The organism is Streptomyces sp. NBC_01498, from assembly GCF_036327775.1.
Classification (GTDB): Bacteria; Actinomycetota; Actinomycetes; order Streptomycetales; family Streptomycetaceae; genus Streptomyces.
In genome coordinates this window covers 5,334,927-5,352,243 of the sequence record NZ_CP109598.1, presented here as the reverse complement: position 1 = coordinate 5,352,243, position 17,317 = coordinate 5,334,927, and the positions used below count along the sequence as shown (strand labels likewise).

Below are 17,317 nucleotides of genomic sequence, written 5' to 3'. Positions count from 1 at the left end.
GTCAGAGAGCGGTTGGTCAGACGGGCTTCAGACCCGGGTCGGCCGTCTCCGTCACGAAGGACCCGGCCGTCGACACCGGCGCGCCGGGCGTCGTGACGGCGGAGACCGTCCTGAAGTCGGCGCGCGCCTGCCGCTTGCCGAGCGTGACGGTCACATAGCCGCGCCGCCCGTTGTAGAACTTCATGTGCGGGTTGGCGGTGGTGAGGTTGTCGTAGTTGGCGGGCCGGTCGGCGCCGTCCTTGCCGCTGGCGACGGAGGTCGCGACGATCTCGGTGCCGACGGTGCGGGAGTCGGGATCGTCGAAGTCGGCCTTGAGGTCGAAGCCGTAGCCGACGTGCACGTCGCCGGTGAGCACCATCAGATTGTCCACACCGGCGGCGTTCGCGCCGTCCAGGAGGCGCTGCCGGGAGGCCGGGTAGCCGTCCCAACTGTCCATCGACAGCTTGAAGTCGGGGCGGGGCACATCGCGCCGCTGCGCGAACGTGACCTGCTGCGGCAGCAGGTTCCAGGTGGCGCGGGACTCCTTCCAGCCGTCGAGCAGCCAGCGTTCCTGCGCCGCGCCGGTCATCGTGCGCGCCGGGTCCTCGGACTCGGGTCCGGGGACCTGCCAGCCGTCTCCGTACGCCTGGTCGGAGCGGTACTGGCGGGTGTCGAGGATGTCGAACTGGGCGAGGCGGCCGAAGTGCAGGCGCCGGTAGAGCCGCATGTCGGCTCCTTCGGGCCGCTGCGGGGTGCGCAGCGGCTGGTTCTCCCAGTACGCGCGGTAGGCGGCGGCCCGGCGCAGCAGGAACTCCTCCGGCGGCACGTCGTTCTCGGGCGTCCCGTCCGCGTAGTTGTTCTCCGTCTCGTGGTCGTCCCAGGTCACCACGAAGGGGTGCGCGGCGTGCGCGGCCATCAGGTCCGGGTCCGACTTGTACAGCCCGTACCGCAGCCGGTAGTCCTCCAGCGTCAGCGTCTCGCGGTTGTAGTGCGCGGGCAGCCGCCGGCCGGTGTAGTTGCGGGCGCCGCCGACGGCGGTGACGGCGTACTCGTACAGATAGTCGCCGAGATGCAGGACGACATCGAGGTCCTCGGCGGCCAGGTGCCGGTAGGCGGTGAAGTAGCCGTCGTGGTACGCCTGGCAGGAGACGGCGGCGAGCTTCAGCTCCGTGATGTTCGCGGAGCGCGCGGGGGCGGTGCGGGTACGGCCGACCGGGCTGATCCAGGTGCCCGCGCGGAAGCGGTAGTAGTAGAAGCGGTCCGCGTCCAGGCCGGTGACCTCGACGTGGACGCTGTGGTCGAACTCGGGGTGGGCGGTGGTGGTTCCGCGTCTGACGACGCGGGTGAACCGTTCGTCGTGGGCGACCTCCCAGCGTACGGAGACCCTGGTGCGCGGCAGACCGCTGTCGCTCTCGTACGGGCTCGGCGCGAGGCGGGTCCAGAGCAGCACGGAGGCGGGCGCCGGGTCGCCGGAGGCGACGCCGAGCGTGAAGGGGTCGCTGGGGATCTTCGAGGCGTCCAGTTCGGCGGCGCTCGCGGCGCCCGCCGTGGGCAGGCCGACGGCGAAGGCGAGCGCGGCGGCGGCGCCCGTGACGGTGAGGAACCGGCGGCGGCCGAGCCGGGCGGCCGCGGCCCTCAGCTCGGGCGAGTGTGCGGCGGTGGTCGGTCCGGCGGGCCTGCCGTGGCGTACGGGTGTCATGTGAAGTGCCCCTCCCCTGACGGCTGTTGTCGCAGGACAGTGCAGTCGGACGCGACGTCCGGCCGTTGTCGGGTGCACGACATCGGGATGTCCGCACGATGAGTTCCCCGTGCGCCCGCCGGTCCCGCCGTCCCGCCACCGGCCCGGTGCGGCCCGCCGGGCCCTGCCCCGTACCCCCGCCGCCTCCCCTCCCGTACGCTGCGGGCCCATGGATGCCGTGGGGAAGATCGCAGTGGTGACGGGCGCCGGTTCGGGCATCGGGCGGGGTGTCTCGGTGGCCCTGGCCGGGGCGGGCTGGTCGGTGGTGCTCGCCGGACGGAAGGCGGAACGCCTGGCGGAGACGGCGGCGCTGGTGGCGGAGTCCGCGCCGGGCGCCGGGACGGTGTGCGTGCCGACCGACGTGGCACGGCCGGAGGACGTGGACGCGCTGTTCGCGACCGTACGGGAGCGGTACGGACGCGTCGACTTCCTCTTCAACAACGCGGGCACCTTCGGCCCCGGCGGCGTACCCCTGGAGGAGCTGCCCTACGCGGCCTGGCGGAAGGTCGTCGACACCAACCTGACGGGGTCCTTCCTCTGCGCGCAGGCGGCGTTCCGGCTCATGAAGGAGCAGGACCCGGGCGGCGGCCGGATCATCAACAACGGCTCCGTCTCGGCGCACGCGCCGCGCCCGGACTCGGTGGCGTACACCGCGACGAAGCACGCCCTCACGGGCCTGACCAAGTCGCTGTCCCTGGACGGGCGTCCGTACCGCATCGCCTGCGGCCAGATCGACATCGGCAACGCGGCGACGGACATGACGCAGCGCATGACCCGGGGAGTGCGGCAGGCCAACGGCGAACTGGCCGTGGAGCCGGTGATGGACGCGGCGGACATCGCGACGACGGTGCTGCACATGGCGGAGCTGCCGCTGGAGGCCAACGTGCAGTTCGCGACGGTGCTGGCGACGGCGATGCCGTTCGTGGGGCGCGGCTGAGGGCACTGTCCCGCGACGGCGACGCCGTACGACGACCGGGGCCGAAGGCACTGTCCCGCCACGGCGACGCCGTTCGTGGAGCGCGGCTGAAGGCACTCTCCCACGACGGCGACACCGCACGACGACCGGAGCCGAAGGCACTCTCCCACGACAGCGACACCGCACGACGACCGGAGCCGAAGGCACTCTCCCACGACAGCGACACCGCACGACGACCGGAGCCGAAGGCACTCTCCCACGACAGCGACACCGCACGACGACCGGAGCCGAGGGCGCTGTCCCGGCGCGGGGAATGAGTCCCCGCGCCGGGTCGTTGCTACGCGCATGAGTGAAACCGCGCTGACCGGCGACGTCCTGCGTTACACCGCCTTCTCCGCCGACCCGGACGGCGGCAACCCCGCCGGTGTCGTGCTCGACGCGTCCGGCCTCACCGACGACGCGATGCTCGCGATCGCCGCCGGTCTGGGGTACAGCGAGTCCGTGTTCCTCACGGCGGCGCCGGACGGCGCGGGCCCGCCGGGACGGACATTCGCCGTCAGGTACTTCAGCCCGAAGGCCGAGGTCCCGTTCTGCGGGCACGCCACCGTCGCCGCGGCGGTCGCCCTGGCCGAGCGGATCGGCGCGGGCGACCTGGTGTTCGAGACCCGCGCCGGGACGGTCCCGGTTTCGGTCGCCGCACCGGCGGACGGCGGCCCGCCGCGCGCGACCCTCACCAGCGTCGAACCGCGCGTCGAGCCGGTGGCGGACGCGGATCTCACCGAGGCGCTGGCGGCGCTCGACTGGCCGGCCGCCGACCTCGACCCGGCCCTGCCGTCCCGTATCGCCTATGCCGGCGCCCGCCATCTCGTGGTGGGCGCGGCCACCCGCGCCCGGCTGGCGGAACTGCGCTACGACTACGCCCGCCTCGAAGCCCTGATGCACCGCCTGGACCTGACCACGCTCCAGCTCGTGTGGCGCGAGTCGGCCGACGTCTTCCACGTACGCGACCCGTTCCCGGTGGGCGGCGTGGTGGAGGACCCGGCGACGGGCGCCGCGGCGGCGGCCTTCGGGGCGTACGCGCGCGAACTCGGCCTGGTCCCCGTGCCATCGGTCCTCACCCTGCACCAGGGCACGGAACTGGGCCGGCCGGGCGTGCTGACGGTGGAGCTGCGGGCGGACGACCGCCGTGTACGGGTGTCCGGCGCGGGAACGCCCATCGGCGCGTGAGCCGTGCCGCTACCCCCGCGCCCGTCCCTCCCCCGCCTATGCTCACCGCATGGAGCAGAGCGAGGTCCTGAAGCGCGTGATCGGCATCCTGACGCAGGCCGCGGACTGGCAGCGCCGGCTTGAGGAGAACACCAGCCAGGAACAGGACATGGACGCCGAGATGGGCGTCGTGACCGAACTGCTCAACGAGACGATGCCCCGCGTCGAGGTCCCGGCCGACGTGTCCCCGGAGGACCTGAGCGCCCTGCTCGGCCGGGAGGTCGGCGGCGCGGTGGAACAACTCGTCGGCGCCTTCACGCTCGCCTTCGTGACCCTGGCCCGCGTCCACGACGCGAGCGGCCCGGAGGTCTCCTCGACGGACATCCTCCAGGACCTGGCCCTGCGGGCGGAGGAACTCTGACCACGGGCGGGGGCCGCGAACCGGGCCGCCCTGCGACGCGGCGTCCGGCGGACCGGGAGAGAGGCGACGGATGATGGCCGAAGCGACGAGCGAGTCCCCCGGCCATCTGCCCTCGTCCTGCTGATCGCCGCCGACGCCCTCCGGGTCCACACGGGCGCCCGCGCCCGGTCCGTCGGGGCGCTCCCGTGATCTTCCCGGCCGGCTCCCTGACCCTGGACAGCCCGCAGGGGTGGGCGATCGGCAGCCCGGTGCAGTGGATCGTGCTCTTCCCGCTCCACCTCAAGGGCCGGGACCACCCGCACGGGCGCGGACGGCGCGGCGCGGGGGACCGGGGCGGCAGACGAGTCGGGCTCTACGCAGGCGAGCATCTCTGCACCCCTATGACCTGTGCAAACGTCGAGGGAGGGCGCTTGCGTGGCTGCCTTGATGGCCACGCAAGACTCCTGGGCCGACTCCGCCCGGTCGCCTTCGCATGCTGCAGCGAACTCTACGGTGGTGACGTAGAGTGCCTGCCCGTCAACGGCTGAGGCGGATCGGAAGCCCGTCGGTCCGGGTGGTCCTAGTTACCCATGGATGCGTTGGACGGCCCCGTTACGCGACCAGGTGGCGGATTCCCGCCCGGTTCGGAGTCGCCGTCACGGCCCGGATCCCGACGACCTCAACGGCCACTCCCCACGCCTGGAGCATCTTGGCCGTCTGCACGAGAGTGACCTGAGAGAAGGGGAACAGCGTGTCGGCGGTGAGGTCGGTCCCGTTCTTCAGCAGGATCGCGAAGACGACCTTCGACGGCCGGAAACCCTCCGGCAGGGCCCGGCCGGGCCGGGCCGCGGCAACCTTCCGGGCAAAGGCGTCTGCGGCCTGCGGCGAGTGCAGCAGGGTCTGCACGGCGACCACGGCCTGGCCGAACAGATGGCTCAGCGCGTCGGACCCCTTGGCACGCTTCACCATGACCAGGACGTTGTCCGGACTCAGCAGGTCGCAGATCTCCACGCCGTTGCCCCGGTGCAGCGACGTCCGGACGTTGTCCCGGTCGAAGCAGACGTACCCGGGCCGCAGATCGGGCACCGACTCGTTGTACTTCCGCTCGTTGTCGCCGAGCACCCAGGCCGGAAGGTTCACCGCAGGCGCCTCGGTGATGAGCTGCTTCACCTGCTCACGGATCGTCTTCAGGTACGCCTCACCGATTACGTACCACTGCCCGTCCAGCAGAAAGAACCGGCCGGCGCCGAGCGCCACCTCCGCCTCGATCCACCGCAGCACGCCCGACGTCCAGAGGACGTCGCCCTTCTCGGCCCGGGTGTGCGTGTAAAGGGTTACGGTGCCGTCCCGCAACGCGGCGAAGCGCGTTCCCGCCCGCTGCACGCGTGCCCGGTTGAGGACGTACTCAAGGCTGAAGTCGTCGGTGAGGTGGGCCTCCGAGCGCTTGACCCTGGTCGCGAACGCCTGGGCGGCGCCGTAGTCGTCCCAGTGGTCGGACGGGACGGCAACCGCGATACGGCCGTCCGCCCGCTCGCCGAGCATGTCGTCGAGCTGCTTCTCCAGCCGCGCGACGAGGTCGTCGTCCTTGACCGGAACGATGTGCTCGACGAACTCCAACTCCGGCGTGGGTGCCTCCTCCCGCAGAACACGGGCGATGGCGCGGATGTCCGTGACCAGGTCCATGGCGTCGATTCCGAGGCGCATCCGCAGCCCGGTACCGCCCTCGACGCTGGAGATCTTCGTACGGTCGTTCTGAGCGATGGTCATCTGGAGGCCGTCCAGCCGCCCTCCCAGCCGCCGCACGATCTGCGCGTGCTCCTGGACACCCAGGCTCCAGACCGGAGCACCGCCAGGCACGAGCGTGATGTCGGTCCGGCCGTTGCCCGGCGTATGGGAGACCATGTCCCGGATCTGGCCGGGGTCCACCCGGCGGATCACGAAACCCAGCCCGAACCGCCGGTCCTTGACACGGTCGGGCACCAGCCGGAAGCCCTGGTCGTAACCGACGGCATACACCTCCTCGTCGACCGCGAGCATCAGGAGCCCCGCCGACCGGTTCACGGGCCGCGACACCTCGCACCCGGTCGTACGACTGATCTCGCCGCACCAGCTCGCGACCGGCTGCTCGAAGCTGCCGGTGACCAGCAGCGCCGGAACGCCCAGCCGCTCCTGCGGGAAGTGCAGCTCCGCGTCTACGGCTTCGAGCTGGGCCGCATCGAGAACGTCGAACATGGCGTCGACCGAGGGAGCGATACCCGTGAGCCGGTACAGGGTGCGCTTGGACGTACCGGAGGTAGTGGTGGCCATGGAGCCGCTCCATTCGTATCGACGTCTTCCGGGCATGCGATGCCCGGGACCCCCGGGGAAGCCGGGAATGCAGGTGAAAGCAGAACCAGTAGAGCGTCGACTGAAAGCACTGTCAAATGGTTCACGACGGTTGGGTGCTGGTATAGAGTGAACCCATCCAGCCCACCGTCCCGACGTCACCCGGCAGGAGCCCATGAACCAGCAGGCCGGCGCCCTCGTGACCGCCGCCGACATTTCCCGGCTGGCCGGGGTCACCCGTGCCACGGTGAGCAACTGGCGTCGTAGGCACCCGGACTTCCCCACCCCGGCGGGAGGCACGGACAGCAGCCCCACCTACGATCTCGACGCCGTTCGCGCCTGGCTTTCCGCCCGTGGCCAACTCCCTGAGGACACCCCGGCAGACCGCCTTCGCACGACGCTGCGGACCCATCCCGGCGGCGGCGAACTGGCGCTGGACCTGCTTCCCGTGGTGCTCGCGGCCGCCCGGCTGGACCGGAGCGAGAGCGAGGCCCTGCCCGAACTGCGTGACGAACCCCTGCTGCGTTGGGTCAGGTCGGCAACGGACGACGGAGCCCGGTCCATCCCGGGCCCCAAGGGCGCCGCGTACGGCCCCGAGGCGGCCGGGCCGGTGAGAAGCCTCCTGCGGTATTTCGTCACGGACGGCGCCGAGGCCGCGGCGGACGTCCTGGCCGAACGCCTGCTGGAGGACACGGGCGCCACCGGCACCTACCTCACACCGCGCCCCCTGGCCGACCTCATGGCCCGCCTCCTGACCGACAGCGCGGGTGCGTTCCCCAAGAGCGTCCTCGACCCGGCGTGCGGTATCGGATCTCTGCTCGCCGCCGCGGCATCCGAGGGCGCGACGGCACTGCACGGCCAGGACATCCTGCCCGCGCAGGCCGCCCAGGCCGCCGTTCGGCTCCTGCTGAGAGCCCCCGAAGCCACTGTGTCCGTACGTGCGGGGGACAGTCTGCGCTCCGACACCTTCGAGGACCTCGCCGCCGACGCCGTACTGTGCAATCCCCCGTACGGAGTCCGTGAGTGGGGGCACGAGGATCTCGCGTACGACCAGCGCTGGGCCTACGGCGTCCCGCCCAAGGGCGAGCCCGAACTCGCCTGGGTACAGCACTCCCTGGCCCATCTCGTGCCCGGCGGCCGTGCCGTGCTCCTCATGCCGCCGGCAGTCGCGGAACGCACCGCCGGCCGGCGCATCCGGGCGCAACTCGTACGTGACGGAGCCCTCCGCGCGATCGTCTCGCTCCCCCAGGGCGCGGCCACCCCACTCCATATCGGCCTGCACCTGTGGGTACTCGAACGGCCCGATCCCGGTGCTGAGCCTCCGGGGTCGGTGCTGCTCGTCGATGCCGCCGCCTCGGAGAACCGGAAACTCGACTGGGCTGCCGTCGACAACACCGTTCTGTCGGCATGGCGGACTTTCCTCGCCGACAAGGACGGCTTCACCGGAATTCCGGGCATCGCCGAAGCCGTACCGATCACGGACCTCCTCAACGAGGCCGTGGACCTGACCCCGGCCCGCCATGTCCGCACGACCTCCCGGCAGACCCTGCGCCCCGCGCTGCTGGCCCGGCAGGCATCGGAGCTGGGCGGCCAACTCCACCAAGCCGCAAAGGATCTGAGCGACCTGAGCACCGACAGCGAGTGGGCACCGGCCGACGGCCTCCCCCGTGAGTGGCGTACGGCAACGGTCGCCGACCTTCTGCGCGGCGGCGCTCTCACTCTGCTTCGCACGCCGCCGGGAAGCCGCCGGACGCGGAGCGGCGAACCACTGCCGAAGCCCGAACCCGAACGCGCCGGACGACCGACACTCACGGTTCGCGATGTCGTAAAGGACCGACCCGCCTCCGGGACGGAAGCAGACTCTCCCGCCGGCACGGCGCTCCCCCTGATCCAGACAAGTGACGTGCTGCTCACGGAGATGCTTCGTACGGGGCACAGCACCGTGGCCCGGGTCGTCGAGCCGAGCGAGACAGGCTTCTTCCTGGGACGCCACCTGCTGCTCTTCCGCCCGGACCAACGTCGGCTCGACCCCTGGTTCCTGGCCGGGTTCCTCTCAGCCGAGCAGAACGTCAACGCCGCGGCCACCGGTACATCCATCGTGCGGGTGGATCCTCGACGGCTACGCGTTCCCTTGCTCCCCCTCGCCGAACAGCAGCGGTACGGCGCCACGTTCCGCCGCTTGCATGACCTGCGGACCGCCGCCCGCCGGGCCGACCAAGCCGCCGAGGATGTCACACGTCTCCTCCACACCGGACTCGTCGGCGGCGCGCTGTTGCCGCGCGGTCCCGGATCGGCGTGAAACGTGCGGCTCGGCACCGCGAACAGCCAGACTTGACGTCTCCGTCCCTCGGGGACGGCGAAACTCCGGAAGGACAGCGTTGAACAGCAGTAAGCACACGGAACTGGCGAACCACGCATGGTCGGTCGCCGACCTCCTGCGCGGCGACTACAAGCAGTCCGACTACGGCAAGGTGATCCTGCCGTTCACCGTGCTGCGGCGCCTGGAGTGTGTCCTCGCACCCACCAAGGACAAGGTCCTGGAGGTCGCCGCCCGCTACGAGAACCAGGACATCAACCCCGACCGATTCCTGCGCAAGGCGGCCGGTCACAGCTTCTACAACACCAGCACCTACACGCTGAAGGCCATCGCGGGCGACGCCTCGCACGCGGCGAAGTACCTCATCCAGTACTACGGCGCCTTCTCTCCCAACGCGCGGGAGGTCCTGGAGCGGTACGACTTCGCCCAGCAGATCAAGCGGCTGGATGCGGCGGACCTGCTGTATCAGGTGGTCGGGCGGTTCGCGGACCTCGACCTCCGGCCGGTGAAGAGGGACGCGGACGGCAATGTCGTGCTCGACGAGCACGGCAACCCCGTCGAGATCGTCACCAACCACCAGATGGGTTACACCTTCGAGGAGCTGATCCGGCGCTTCGCCGAGCAGTCCAACGAGACGGCCGGTGAACACTTCACCCCCCGGGAAGTCATCCGGCTGATGGTCAACCTGCTCGTGGCACCGGACAGTGACGCGCTGGTCCTGCCGGGCACCGTCCGGACCGTCATGGACCCGGCCTGCGGAACAGGCGGAATGCTGAGCGCGGCCGAGGAGCACATCACTGCTCACAACCGGGATGCCACGGTCAAGGTGTACGGCCAGGAACTCAACCCCGAGTCCTGGGCCATCTGCCGGTCGGACATGATGATCAAGGGCCAGAACCCGGAGAACATCAAGTTCGGCAACTCCTTCAGCGACGACGGCCACACCGGCGCCACCTTCGACTACCTGCTGGCCAACCCGCCGTTCGGCGTGGAGTGGAAGAAGGTCAAGGACGCGGTCGAGGACGAACACGAACGCCTCGGTGAGAGCGGGCGGTTCGGGGCCGGCCTGCCGCGTATCAACGACGGCTCGCTGCTCTTCCTCCAGCACATGATCTCGAAGATGAAGCCTGTGGACGCGTCGGGAGCGGGCGGCAGCCGAATCGCGATCGTCTTCAACGGCTCCCCGCTGTTCACGGGCGCGGCGGAATCGGGTGAGTCCAAGATCCGGCAGTGGATCCTGGAGAACGACTGGCTGGAAGGCATCGTCGCCCTGCCCGACCAGCTCTTCTACAACACCGGCATCTCCACGTACTTCTGGGTCCTCAGCAACCGCAAGGGTCGGGACCGGCGCGGCAAGGTCGTCCTGCTGGACGCGCGCGACTACTGGCGCAAGATGCGGAAGTCCCTCGGCGACAAGCGCAAGGAGTTGGGCGAGGAGCACATCTCCGAGATCACGCGGCTCTACACGGAGGCGCTGGCAGTCCTCGACGCGGCGAAGAGGGGCGGCGACGGACATGACCTGGCCGACCGGGCCGGGAAGATCAAGGTCTTCCGCAACGAGGATTTCGGGTATCACCGGATCACCGTCGAACGGCCGCTGAAACTCCGTTTCGAAGTGACGGAGGAGACGCTGGCGGCCCTGGTTGTGTCGAAGCCGATCGCACGAGCCACGGACGCCGAAGCATTCGCGGAGGCGCTGCGCCCGCTGGTCGGCAAGTCCTGGGCGACGAAGTCCGACGCGTGGATCGACCTCAAAGACGCGATCGTCGCGGCCGGCCTGCTGTGGCCGACAGGTGCGCCTTTCAGCAAGGCACTGCGAGAGGCGGTCGGCGTCCGCGACCCGGACGGCGAGGTTCAGCGCGTCAAGAGCGAGCCGGAACCGGACCCGGAGTTGCGGGACTACGAGAACGTTCCATTGGCGGAGGACCTGAAGGAGCACTTGCGACGGGAAGTTTTGCCGCATGTGCCGGACGCGTGGATCGACCACGGCAAGACGAAGGTGGGGTACGAAATTCCATTCACGCGGCATTTCTACGTGTACAAGCCGCCGCGGCCGTTGGCGGAGATCGACGCGGAACTGAAGGCTCTGGAGGGCGAGATTCAGGCGCTGCTGGGTGAGGTGACGGAGCAGTGAGTCGGCAACACACTACGGTGAAACTTGGGCGCGTGGCGCGGCTTGTCAGCGGTGTCGGATTTCCTCATGAATTTCAAGGGCGCGAAGCCGGCGACCACCCGTTTCTCAAGGTTTCCGATCTTTCCAGGCCAGACAGTAATGGATACAGCATAAGCGCGTCAAGAAATTGGGTTACCCGAGAAGAATTGCGACTCCTCGGCGCCAGATTGGCCCCACGCGGCTCCATTGTCTTTCCAAAAGTGGGAGCTGCCCTCCTGAAGAATCCCCGGCGCTTGCTGTCGCGGTCGGCAGCCATGGACAACAATTTGATGGCCGTCATCCCGCAAACAGGCGACAGTCGCTTCATGCTCTACGCCCTGTCTCTGATTGACCTGGGCGAGATTTCCGGATCCGGCCCGCTCCCATTCGTTAACGAAGGACAAATCCGTGACCTTCGGGTCATTTTCCCTGAAGCCGAGAAGCAGCGCCGCATCGCTGACTTCCTCGACGTTGAGACGGTCCGCATCGATTCGCTAAAAGCGGCATACTTGAAACTAGGCACTCTCGTGAGAGAGCACAGCCAAAGTGCTCTTGACGCTGCCATTGAGAAGCAACGGGAGACGATCCCTCTCCGCTATTTGGTGCAATTCCGTGAAGGACCGGGAATCATGGCAGTGGATTTCCAGGATGAAGGCGTTCCACTCGTTCGAATTAGCGGTCTCAAGAAGAGAGAGGTGACCCTTGGAGGCTGCAACTACTTGGACCCTGCCAAAGCAGCACGCCAGTGGTCCCAATTCCGTCTCAAAATGGGAGACCTTCTGATCAGTGGCAGTGCGACCATGGGTGAAGTCTCGGAGGTGAAAGATCCCGAAGTTGTGGGCGCCATCCCGTACACGGGACTGATGATTCTTCGACCAGCCCATCCAGACATCAAAATGGAATACGTAGAGGCATTCCTAAGATCAACTCACTTCGCTCGTCAAATCGATCTACTGAAGACCGGTGCTACGATGCAGCATTTCGGTCCGACGCACCTTTCACAGGTAAAAGTCCCCTTCCCGGGTAGGGAAAAACAGCGCGCAGTTGCTCTGTTGGCCCAACAGGTCGCGTCCCAAGCGGAAAGGGGAGAGGCTCTGGCCAACCGTCAGATGGCGCTGCTCGCCGAGCGCCGCCAAGCCCTGATCACCGCTGCCGTCACCGGCCAGATCGACGTGTCCACCGCCAGCAGGCGAGGGATCGGGGAATGATCGCGCCATGAGCCCTGCCGCGCCTCGCCAGCCTACGCCGTTCATCAGCCGTGTCCGGATCAAGAACTACAAGTCCATCGCCCACTGTGATGTGACGCTCGACCGGTTCACCGTGCTGCTCGGGCTGAACGCCGCAGGCAAGTCGAACTTCCTGGACGCCCTGCGCTTTGTTCGCGATGCGCTCATGGATGGCCCGGACGAGGCCGTGGCTGCGCGTGGCGGGTGGTCGGGGGTGCTGCGCCGGGTGCCTGAGCCAACGACTTCGTGCACGATCGGTCTGGACTTGCAACTTCCATGGACGGCTGACAGCGAGGGGCCCTGGGTCGGGCGATACGAGATCACGCTCGCCCCCGCGCCGGAAGACGGCACAGGCTGGCACTCAAGAATTGGCGTCCAAGTCCAGCGCGAAGTCTTTGACCTGCGTGGCCCTGGAGGAAGGCGTTTTCTGAATCCGGGTCACGTCGGGAAGAATCGCCATCAACGGTTCCTGGAACTTTCACGCATGAGGGGTGAAGACGGGCCGCTCGCCAATCTCCACGTGGCTCTCATGCAGATGTTCTTCTACAGCCCTGCCCTCTCCAGCCTGCGTGAGGCCCGGCCCAACATGTCCATCGCCCGGGCGCTTGAGGAAGACGGCCGCAATCTCGGCCCCGCTCTGGCCGCTCTCGGAGAGCAGGAGCGCGAGCGCGTCTCGCAATACCTGGGAGCGATCGTGCCCGGTGTCGTGGATGTCGGCCCCACAGACCCCTCCGCCGACTACATCGCGGCGCGAATCAACTTCGCCGCCGACGGCGAAACAGAACCACACGTCTTCCGGGCCGAGTCCATGTCGGAAGGGACCATCCGGGCCATCGGCCTACTCACCGCACTATTCCAACCTGACGCCCGCGAGGGCTGGATCCCGCTCATCGCCATCGAGGAGCCCGAGTTGGCGCTGCACCCACTCGCAGCCGGCGCCCTCTACGACGCGCTCACGGAAGCCAGCGAGCATGTGCAGGTCCTCGTCACCACGCAGAGCGCGGAGCTGTTCGACCGCAAGGAGGCCGACCTGTCGGCTATCCGCGTGGTTGCCGCCGAGCACGGGGTGACCGTGATTGGCGACGTGGACCCAGTGAGCCGGTCGATCGTCGCCGACGGTCTGGCGACCACGGCCGAGCTACTGCGTTCCGATCAACTGCGCCCTGTCGTGGTGGAACCCCCAGCCCAACCGGACGAGCAGCCGGAGGGTGAGGAGTGAACCAGTCGAGAGTCACGATCGCCTCCGTCGTGGAGGGCGAGGGCGAGATCAGCGCATTGCCCGTACTCCTCCGGCGGCTGATGCACGAGGCGCAGATCTGGGACGCGGACATCCAGCGGCCTTTCCTGGTCGACCGCGGCCGCCTCGTCCGGCCCGGCGGCTTGGAAAACGCCGTGGAGGCCCAGGCCCGACGCGTACCCGCCGATCACTCGGGCGGCATTCTGGTCGTGATCGACGCCGACGACGACTGCCCGGCCGCCCTCGGGCCGGCCCTGCTGGCGAGGGCCGAAGCCACCCGCCCGGACCGCCGGACGGCCGTCGTGCTGGCGAACCGGGAGTTCGAGGCGTGGTTCCTCGCGTCAGCGCCTTCGCTCGGCGGCCGGGCGGGGCTCGCCGAAGACCTGGAAATCCCGGCCAACAGCGAGTCGTTACGCGACTGCAAGGGCTGGTTGACCCACCGCCGGCGCGACGGGGTGCGATACCGGCCGCGCGTGGACCAACCCGCCCTGACCCAGGACATGGATCTCGGCCTCGCCCGCGCCAACTCGTCCTCGTTCAACAAGTTCTGCCGCGACATCACGTACCTGATCACCGGAAAGCAGGGGGGAATAACCGCTCATGTCCGTTCATGACGAAGCAGCATTCGGAAACGCCATAGTCGCCGCTCTGTTGGAGCGCGGTTGGAGTGAAGGAAGCCGGTCGCACTACCGGCCCCAACTCGGCCTGGACACCGCCCAGCTTTTCGAGTTCATCGGCAAGACCCAGGCCCACGACTGGGCCGATCTGATCGCTCTCTACGGCGGTGACCCCAACATCGCCCAGGCCGGGTTCGCCAAGCGCGTGGACCAGGCGATCGGCACCGACGGTGTGCTGGACGTACTCCGCAAGGGTGTCAAGGACAAGGGCACCCGGATCAGGCTCGCCTACTTCAAGCCGTCGCTTGTCGCGTCGGACGACATCCTGGATGACTATCGGGCGAACCGGCTGACCTTCGTCAAGGAGTTGCGGTACGCGGCAAAGCAGGCGGACAAGGGCAATGAGCTGGACCTCACCCTGTTCCTCAACGGAATCCCCCTGGCGACCGTTGAGTTGAAGAACGCTCTCACCCGGCAGGGAGCGGAGCACGCCAAGGAGCAGTACCGGCTCAAGCGGGACCCCACCGAGCTGATCTTCGCCCGCCGCGTCATCGCGAACTTCGCCGTGGACACGGACGTGGTCTACGTCGCGCCCGAACTGCGCGGGAAGATGACCAGGTTCCTGCCGTTCAACACGGGCTCCGACGGTCCCGGGAAGCCCGGCGGCGCGGGCAATCCGGCGCCCAGCGCCCCTGGAACGTACGCCACGTCCTACCTCTGGGAGCAGATCTGGGAGCGGGACGCCTGGCTGGACCTGATCGAGCGGTTCGTGCACCTCAGCAAGGAGAAGGGTGCGGACGGGCGGACGCGGAAGAAGCTGATCTTCCCGCGCTACCACCAGTGGGACATCGTCAGGAAGCTCGCCGCCCACGCGGCCCGCCACGGCGCCGGCCACAACTACCTCGGTATGGCCTCCGCCGGCTCGGGCAAGTCGAACACCATCGGCTGGCTGGCGCACCGCCTGTCGTCGCTGCACACGCCCACCGATCCGGCCGAGATCGACCCCGATGCCCTGGCCGCCGGACTCAAGCCCGGCGCGCCCGTCTTCGACAAGGTCGTGATCATCACCGACCGCCGCAATCTCGATGCCCAACTGCGGGAGACCGTCGGCAGTTTCGAGAAGACCGCCGGGCTGGTCGTGAAGATCGACGAGAAGCAGGGCGCGAAATCCGAACAGCTCGCCAAGGCACTGACCCGCGAGACCGGGAAGATCATCACCGTCACGCTGCACACTTTCCCGGCCCTCATCGACTACCTGCGCCGCAACCCGACCGAGATACAGGGCCACAACTTCGCGATCATCGTGGACGAGGCGCACTCCTCCCAGTCCGGGGACGCCGCCACGGCCGTACGAGCGGCGCTCCGTGACCTGGGACTGGATTCGGACTCCGACGATGCCGGGGCGAGCGAGCTGGAAGCGGTGGCGGCCACCACCGACGCCAAGCTCGTCCGCAAAGCCATCCAGCGCAGCAAGGCTGCGAACCTCTCCTACTTCGCGTTCACGGCCACGCCCAAGGCCAAGACGCTCGAACTCTTCGGCACCCTAGACACCGTCGACGGCAAGCCGACGTACGTCCCCTTCCACACGTATTCGATGCGCCAGGCCATCGAGGAAGGCTTCATCCTCGACCCCCTGCGCACGTACGTCACGTACGAGACCTACTGGAAGCTGGTGAACAAGAACCCGACCGAACGCGAGGTGGAACGGTCGAAGGCCAATCCACTGCTCGCCCGGCACGCGCTCACGCATGACTCCACGGTGACTCAGCGGGCGCACAGGATTGTCGAGCACTTCCGCACACACACGGCCGGCAGGCTCGGCGGGCGCGCCAAGGCCATGGTGGTCACAGGCTCACGGCACGGCGCGGTACAGATGGCCCGTGCCATCAAGAAGTACATCGGGGACAACGGGTACGCAGACCCCGGTGTCCTGGTCGCGTTCTCCGGCAGCCTGACGTACGACGGCGAGGAGACCACGGAGCCGAAGGAGAACGGCGGTCTCGCCGAGTCCGCGCTGCCGAAGGCATTCGCCTACACGCGCAAGGACGACAAGGCCGTACGCACCGGAGGTAAGCCGACACAGCGCGAGTACCGCATCCTGGTCGTCGCCGAGAAGTACCAGACCGGCTTCGACCAGCCGCTGCTCACCACGATGTACGTGAACAAGAAGCTCGCGGGCATCAGCGCCGTACAGACCCTCTCCCGCCTGAACCGGACCGCCGACCGCAAGTCCCAGGCGGATCTGGCCGTCCTGGACTTCGTCAACGAAGCCGAGGACATCAAGGAGTCCTTCCGCCCGTACTTCGAGGAGGCGAAAACCCTTCCCTCCGACCCGAACCTCCTCTACACCGCGCAGAGTCAGGTCCTGCGGCCCGACATCCTCGTCGATGAGGAGATGCGGGAGTTCGCGGATGCCTATCTGGCGGCCGAGGAGCAGGCTGCTGGCTCGGCCGCCCGCTGGGAGAAGCTCCACGCGGAGCTGTACCGCCATCTGGCCCCCGCCGTCGGGCGGTTCACCGATCTGCTGGACCGCACGGACGAGGCGGGCGACCCCGACGAGGAAGCCGTCAAGGAAGCCGAGCAGTTCCGTGCCGATCTCAACGACTACGTACGGAAGTACGGTTTCCTCTCGCAGATCGTGCCGTACCACGACGCCGACCTCGAATGCCTCTACCTGTACGGCCGCCACCTGCTCAATCGCCTGCCGCGACGCGGCGACGGCGGCGTGGACATCGGTGACGTCGACCTCAGTCACCTGCGCATCCAGAAGACCGGCGAGCACGACCTCACTCTGACCGCCGAGGGGGCGGCGGAACTGCGCGGCTTCGGGGAAGGCGGAGGCGGCGCGAAGGAGCAGGAGAAGTCCCTGCTGTCAGAGCTGATCGAAAAGTTCAACGACAAGTACGGAACCGACTTCACCGATCAGGACGTGATCACACCCTTCTCGGAGGCGAAAGCGGACCCGAAGGTCCGCGCCGCCGCCGTCAATGACGAGGAGAACTTCGGCCTTGTCTTCGACGAGGTCTTCGAGGACAAGATGGCCGAACACATCGACAGCATCGCCGACATGGGACGGCAGTACTTCAGCCACGACGACAGTTTCAAGCAGTCACTCAACCAGAGCGCGCGCCGCGCGGCCTGGCGGATGATCCGCAGGGAGGAGGACATCGACGACGAGGTGGCCTGACCCGCTCAGCTCCCGCC

The 17,317-nt window shown here is 68.3% G+C and carries 11 protein-coding genes; 9 read left to right on the top strand and 2 right to left on the bottom strand.

Annotation, left to right across the window (positions count from 1 at the left end):
- Positions 1–16: 16 nt before the first annotated feature.
- Positions 17–1,678, bottom strand: coding sequence for an alkaline phosphatase D family protein (locus tag OG875_RS22890; protein ID WP_330176095.1), 1,662 nt, complete (start codon positions 1,676–1,678; stop codon positions 17–19).
- Between the two features lie 208 nt (positions 1,679–1,886).
- Between OG875_RS22890 and OG875_RS22885 the strand changes: the two genes are divergently transcribed.
- The 3 genes from OG875_RS22885 to OG875_RS22875 all read left to right on the top strand — a co-directional run bounded on the left by OG875_RS22885 (position 1,887) and on the right by OG875_RS22875 (position 4,260).
- Entirely contained in the window at positions 1,887–2,654 is a 768-nt protein-coding gene (locus tag OG875_RS22885) for an SDR family oxidoreductase (protein WP_330176094.1), read from the top strand.
- A gap of 324 nt (positions 2,655–2,978) precedes the next feature.
- Positions 2,979–3,860 carry a PhzF family phenazine biosynthesis protein gene (locus OG875_RS22880; RefSeq protein ID WP_330176093.1) on the top strand — a complete coding sequence of 294 codons (882 nt, stop codon included), beginning with the start codon at positions 2,979–2,981 and terminating at the stop codon, positions 3,858–3,860.
- 49 nt (positions 3,861–3,909) lie between these two features.
- Entirely contained in the window at positions 3,910–4,260 is a 351-nt protein-coding gene (locus tag OG875_RS22875; protein WP_330176092.1) for a hypothetical protein, read from the top strand.
- A 591-nt stretch (positions 4,261–4,851) separates the two neighbouring features.
- On the opposite strand, the gene OG875_RS22870 is transcribed toward OG875_RS22875, so the two are convergent.
- On the bottom strand, positions 4,852–6,546 hold the full coding sequence (locus OG875_RS22870; protein ID WP_330176091.1) for a TIGR04141 family sporadically distributed protein: 1,695 nt from the start codon (positions 6,544–6,546) through the stop codon (positions 4,852–4,854).
- Between the two features lie 193 nt (positions 6,547–6,739).
- Between OG875_RS22870 and OG875_RS22865 the strand changes: the two genes are divergently transcribed.
- The 6 genes from OG875_RS22865 to OG875_RS22840 all read left to right on the top strand — a co-directional run bounded on the left by OG875_RS22865 (position 6,740) and on the right by OG875_RS22840 (position 17,300).
- Positions 6,740–8,863 (top strand): N-6 DNA methylase, encoded by a 2,124-nt coding sequence (locus OG875_RS22865; RefSeq protein WP_330176090.1) that lies wholly within the window; start codon positions 6,740–6,742, stop codon positions 8,861–8,863.
- A gap of 79 nt (positions 8,864–8,942) precedes the next feature.
- Complete coding sequence (locus OG875_RS22860) at positions 8,943–11,015, top strand: type I restriction-modification system subunit M (RefSeq protein WP_330176089.1); 2,073 nt, start codon at positions 8,943–8,945, stop codon at positions 11,013–11,015.
- 32 nt (positions 11,016–11,047) lie between these two features.
- A complete protein-coding gene (locus OG875_RS22855; RefSeq protein ID WP_330176088.1) occupies positions 11,048–12,241 on the top strand; it encodes a hypothetical protein in 1,194 nt (397 codons plus the stop codon).
- A 7-nt stretch (positions 12,242–12,248) separates the two neighbouring features.
- Positions 12,249–13,478, top strand: coding sequence for an AAA family ATPase (locus tag OG875_RS22850; protein ID WP_330176087.1), 1,230 nt, complete (start codon positions 12,249–12,251; stop codon positions 13,476–13,478).
- Positions 13,479–13,507: 29 nt separating this feature from the next.
- On the top strand, positions 13,508–14,110 hold the full coding sequence (locus OG875_RS22845; protein ID WP_330176086.1) for a DUF4276 family protein: 603 nt from the start codon (positions 13,508–13,510) through the stop codon (positions 14,108–14,110).
- Positions 14,097–17,300 carry a type I restriction endonuclease subunit R gene (locus OG875_RS22840; protein ID WP_330176085.1) on the top strand — a complete coding sequence of 1,068 codons (3,204 nt, stop codon included), beginning with the start codon at positions 14,097–14,099 and terminating at the stop codon, positions 17,298–17,300. Before OG875_RS22845 ends, OG875_RS22840 begins: the two co-directional genes overlap by 14 nt.
- The last annotated feature ends 17 nt before the right edge of the window (positions 17,301–17,317 follow it).

Bases quoted from the DNA above. Each gene is read 5' to 3' on its own strand.
- OG875_RS22890 (WP_330176095.1), bottom strand. From the start codon at position 1,678: ATGACACCCGTACGCCACGGCAGGCCCGCCGGACCGACCACCGCCGCA.
- OG875_RS22885 (WP_330176094.1), top strand. From the start codon at position 1,887: ATGGATGCCGTGGGGAAGATCGCAGTGGTGACGGGCGCCGGTTCGGGC.
- OG875_RS22880 (WP_330176093.1), top strand. From the start codon at position 2,979: ATGAGTGAAACCGCGCTGACCGGCGACGTCCTGCGTTACACCGCCTTC.
- OG875_RS22875 (WP_330176092.1), top strand. From the start codon at position 3,910: ATGGAGCAGAGCGAGGTCCTGAAGCGCGTGATCGGCATCCTGACGCAG.
- OG875_RS22870 (WP_330176091.1), bottom strand. From the start codon at position 6,546: ATGGCCACCACTACCTCCGGTACGTCCAAGCGCACCCTGTACCGGCTC.
- OG875_RS22865 (WP_330176090.1), top strand. From the start codon at position 6,740: ATGAACCAGCAGGCCGGCGCCCTCGTGACCGCCGCCGACATTTCCCGG.
- OG875_RS22850 (WP_330176087.1), top strand. From the start codon at position 12,249: ATGAGCCCTGCCGCGCCTCGCCAGCCTACGCCGTTCATCAGCCGTGTC.
- OG875_RS22840 (WP_330176085.1), top strand. From the start codon at position 14,097: ATGTCCGTTCATGACGAAGCAGCATTCGGAAACGCCATAGTCGCCGCT.